The organism is Phycisphaerae bacterium, assembly GCA_035384605.1.
Classification (GTDB): domain Bacteria; phylum Planctomycetota; class Phycisphaerae; order UBA1845; family PWPN01; genus JAUCQB01.
On the sequence record DAOOIV010000196.1, the window covers coordinates 1 to 4,774 of the forward strand.

General features: G+C 59.9%; 3 protein-coding genes. All 3 read left to right on the forward strand.

The window, feature by feature from the left end; all coding sequences use genetic code 11:
• Positions 1–1,542 (forward strand): hypothetical protein (locus PLL20_21530; GenBank protein HPD32581.1); only part of this gene is annotated, 1,542 nt, incomplete at its 5' end.
• An 855-nt stretch (positions 1,543–2,397) separates the two neighbouring features.
• Positions 2,398–3,234: a S8/S53 family peptidase gene (locus PLL20_21535; protein HPD32582.1), complete on the forward strand. Its 837-nt coding sequence runs from the start codon at positions 2,398–2,400 to the stop codon at positions 3,232–3,234.
• The coding region (locus tag PLL20_21540) for a hypothetical protein (GenBank protein ID HPD32583.1) at positions 3,231–4,774 on the forward strand (1,544 nt) is incomplete at its 3' end. The genes PLL20_21535 and PLL20_21540, both read left to right, overlap by 4 nt.

Below are 4,774 nucleotides of genomic sequence, written 5' to 3' on the forward strand. Positions count from 1 at the left end.
CACCGCATCATCAAACCGGCGGATTTACAGCATGTTCAGACCGGCGCCGACATCGACACACAGTCGGGGAGTTGCATATGGGATTTCGCAGAATACGACTCAGATTACGATACGGGGCACCTGTATGCAGGTGCGTGGGCCGGCAACGGAGGTCCTGTCTATCGCACCGAACCCGACTTCCTGTGTGACCAACTGCGATCGAGCCTGCCACGTGTAGACTTCACGGTCAACTATGCACAGAACAACAACAACAGGGGTGTGAACGTGTGGGCACTTGAGACGTTTGGAGGCACCGCAATACCCAAGGCAAAGCTCTACGCAGGAGGGGGCGTTGATCGAAATGGAGCGAGACTATGGTCGTTTGACGGGCACGAATGGTCACTGGTGTTTGCCCATCCAGACAGTACCACCAACAATGAGGGCGTCTCGGCTCTGGTCGCTCACCAAGGTCGTCTTTTCGTCGGTCTTGGGTTGCCTGACGGTTATTATGCGGGCGATGGTATTGCAGAAGTATGGGTGTCTACAGATGGCATCCTCTTTGAAATCGCGTCCCTTCCCGACCAGTTCGGCGGCGGGGTCCAGTGCTTCTTGTCGGCAGGTACGTCCGGCGACTGCAACGGCAACGGCGTGCCGGACGAATGCGACATTGCCAACAGCACCAGCGAGGACTGCAACGGGAATGGCATACCTGATGAATGCGAGATGGACTGCAATAACAACAACGTGCCGGACGACTGCGACGTCGATCCTTCCGATCCGGACGGCAACGGGCTGGTGAGCCCCGACTGCAACATCAACGGAATATCCGATGAATGCGAGCCTGACTGCCAGCCGAACGGCGTGGCCGACGATTGCGACATCGCCAACGGAACGAGCCACGACTGGAACTACGACGGTATTCCGGATGAGTGCCAGATCCTCGGTGCGGCCATCTATGTTGATGAGAATGCCTTGCTCTCTCCGCATGACGGTTCAGACTGGGACCACGCTTACCTCACGCTCCAGGAGGGCTTGGCCGACGCTCGTGCCAACCCCGAGAAGGTCTTCATCTTCGTGGCCGACGGTGTCTACGAGCCCGATGACGGCACGGGACAACCCGGAAATCGATCGCTGTCGTTCGACCTGGTCAACGGCTTCGCCATGGTCGGCGGTTTCGCCGGCTCCGGAGCCGCAGACCCGTTCGAACGCCAGCCGCAAGCCCTTGAGCCCCTCGGCCACGCAAGCGTTCTGAGCGGGGATCTGCTGAAGAACGATCAGCCGGGTTTTGTGAACAACGCGGACAACAGCTATCACGTGGTCACGGCCGGAAGCACCGTAACCGGTAGCATCATTTTAGACGGTTTCTTCATCGTCGGCGGCAATGCCGATGGCTATGAGGGCGGCGGCGGTCTCTCATTCAGAGGAGGTACAAGTCATGAAGTTTCAAAGAGTTGCAGGATTGTGGGCCATCGGCGCAGTGATCATCCTGGCCGCAGTCTTGGCAGCGGCGATGCCCAAGGCTCCAGTGCCGGGGCGCGTACAGACCACGGCGGATCCCAATGACCCCGAGAAAACCCGAGCGATCATTCCCCGCGAGGAGAGAGAAAAGCTCGGGCTCACACCGCGGACTTGGACCGGCGTCGTGGACCCAGAGGTGTACGCCAAACTGGATCGACTGAACAAGACCGTCGCCGAGCTCAAGGATCGCCTGAAGAAGGGTAGGGACGTGGAGGCTTTCGACGCCCTGTGGCGGTTCCGCTTCAAGGGCATGGTGTACGTTCAGGTCCAGTTAAAGGAACGTGATGCCCAGCGACGGGTACTGGCCAGCCTCAAGGCCTCGGAATTCCACGCTCCGTTTCTGTTCGAGAAATCCGCGGGTCTGACCGGCTACATCACCAAAGAGGGGCTGGACAAGCTGGCCAAGAACCCCGACGTAACCGGGGTCTGCCTGGATGACAAGCCGCTGCCTGATAAATCGCGAACCGTCTACAAGGATGACCTTCCCCCTGCACACTCTGCAGATACGGCCTCCACTCAGCCTGGCGTGGAAGAGAGGAAAGTGGATCCTGACGTGTATCGCGCGTTCTCCCTGACCGATCATGTCGAGGTTATGGTCAGCTTGAGAACCGACTTCCTTCCAGAATGGAGCAAGGTACCTTCAGAAAACCGCGTACGCTTGGAGCTTCGTAATCAGGCAGAGAACGAGCTTCAGGATCGTGTGCTCTCTCTTGTGAACGCGGACGAGTTTCGGTTGGTCGCCAGAATCGGGCCGGGAATAACGGGTTTTATCAACAGACAGGGAGTGGAAAGGCTGTGGAAACACCCCGACGTACTCCGAATCGGCCTGATGGGCTTGGAGCGTCCCAGCGCAGCATGGCGTAAACAACCATGATCCGATTTGAAAGTGAGGGAGACATCATGCAGAGTCGTATTCTTGTAACGGCGGCAGTATCGGTCTTGACGAGTGCGGCGTTTGGCATGCACGAGAGTCGATCATTTATCAACGCGGACGATGTCCACGCCCAAGGCATGAGCGGGCACGGGGTGACTGTCGCCGTGATCGATACCGGAATCGACTACACGCATCCAGGGCTTTCTGGGAGCATCGCCGCAGGAGGTCTTAGCATCGAGGGTGGAGTCATACAACCTGACATGGGTGAGGATGTATATAGCCTCTATCATGGAACCTATATGTCGTTGATTATCACCGATCCATGGGGTGTTGCCCCCGGCGCCAAGATTCTCTCAATCCGGGTTCACGGGCCTTCGGGCGGCGCGAATCCGACTGATGTCATGCTGGGGATTCTGTATGCCATGAACCGTTCCTTGACCGCAGACCCAAGTATCCGAGTGATCAACCGCAGCGGAGGTATGGGGGCCTATCAGTGCTCTTGCGACGCTTGGTGGCCAGCCTACAACCAGGTGATATCCGATGCTTTTGCCAACGGCATCATCACCTTCGCTGCGACGGGCAACGAGGCTGTGTGCGGTGGTATTTCGATGCCGGCCTGCTTCTCAAGTGCGGTCCCGGTGGCGGCGAATTACGACGCCGACTGGTACCCCGGGCAGTATTTTGAACCGCCGGCAGATTGTGCCGACCTCAACCCAGAGCGCTACCGGGTGGTGTGCTTTTCCAATGCCACAGACAACTGTGGGCACTTCTTGGCCGCGCCGGGTTTCAGCATCACCGTCGGGGATTCTCCGGAGACGGCACGTCGCAGGCTACCGCCCACTGCTCAGGTGTGGCGGCGTTGATGTTCGACAAGAACGGTCCCTGCGGTTCACTGACCGCGGATCTGGCCAGAACCATCATCTACAACACGGCGACACGACAGGACTGGGCGTATCCCTGGTGCCAACTCCCCGATCAACCCAAGCACCTCAACGCACTCACCGCCGTGAACGCCGTGACTGCCGGCTCGTGCGGCCCGGTGGTGGGTGACCTGAACTGCGACAGCATCCTGGATGGCTCCGACCTGGACGGATTCTCGGTGTGCATGACCGGGCCGCGTACCGATCCGATTGGCGGCGGCTGCACCTGCGCGGATTTTCCGGCATCGCCGCCGGATGGCGACGTTGACTTGCACGATTTCATGTATTTTCAACGGCTGTTTGGTGGCGGCCAGAGCACCGCTGCAACCGTGACGTTGGATCTCACCTCTCCGAATGCAGGACAAGTTGTCGAGCCGGGTGGAACGGTCTACTGGACCGTCAGTGCGACGGTGAGCCAGGGCGACAACGCGGGTCTGGCGGCGATTTCGGTCGATCTGGTCCAGGACCCGCCAAGCGGCCGGCTTGTGGACATGTCCCCGGCCACAACCGTCGGAACGGGAATGGACGGCTTTGTTCGCCCGGCCGGGATCTCCAATCCCGAAACAGACGTTCCGGGCGCGGGTTACGGCGGCACGCCGGTCGCAAGGAATCTCCGTCAAATCGGCGGGGCTCAGAACACGCTCGGAGAAGCCGGAGACACCGGCACCGGCGAAGACGTCATTGTTGATCCTGGAATAGGGCAAAGCGGCCCGCAGATCATCGCACAGGGCTCATTCACCATCCCCCTGGTGGCGGGGACATACGTGTTCCGAATCGAAAACGGCTTGGCCAACGTCCTGGATGTGGTGTCACCCCCGCCGAGCCCGCCGGCGGCCTGGCCGGTCAGCGCGGCGAACGTGGTCCTGAACTCCCCCAGCTTCAGCGTGATTGTTCCCTACGATCTGGCCGTTCCCGACTTCGACCGCGACGGCGATGTCGACCAGAACGATTTCGCTCTGATGCAAGCCTGTTACACGGGGAACACGTACACGATCGCTCAACTGTTCCCTGGCGGAGACTGCGACGCCTTTGACCTGGACGGCGACGGCCACGTAAAGATGCGAGACCCCGGAAACCCGACGGAGACACTTGGGGACCTCGATTGGCTCGAGAAGTGCGCCAGCGGGCCGGGAATTCGCGCGGATTCCGACTGCTGCGACTGCGACGGCCATGGTTATCTCGACGCCCGTGACAATCCGCCCGACCCGTGGGTCAACAATTTCGACTACGACGGCGACGGTATCCAAGTCCTCGGGCGGCCGAACTGCACCGGTGGTAACACGTTGGATTGTGATGACAACTGCCCCTGCCAAGAGAATTCAGATCAGGCCGACGACGACGCCGATGGCATCGGCGACGTGTGTGATCCTACGCCGTATAATGCACCTTCACCCGATCCGCTGGACCCGTGTGAGACGCCGGAGAACCACTTCACCATCACGGCTTGGCGGAGCGTTCGCACGCATGGGGCGGCCGGGTCGTT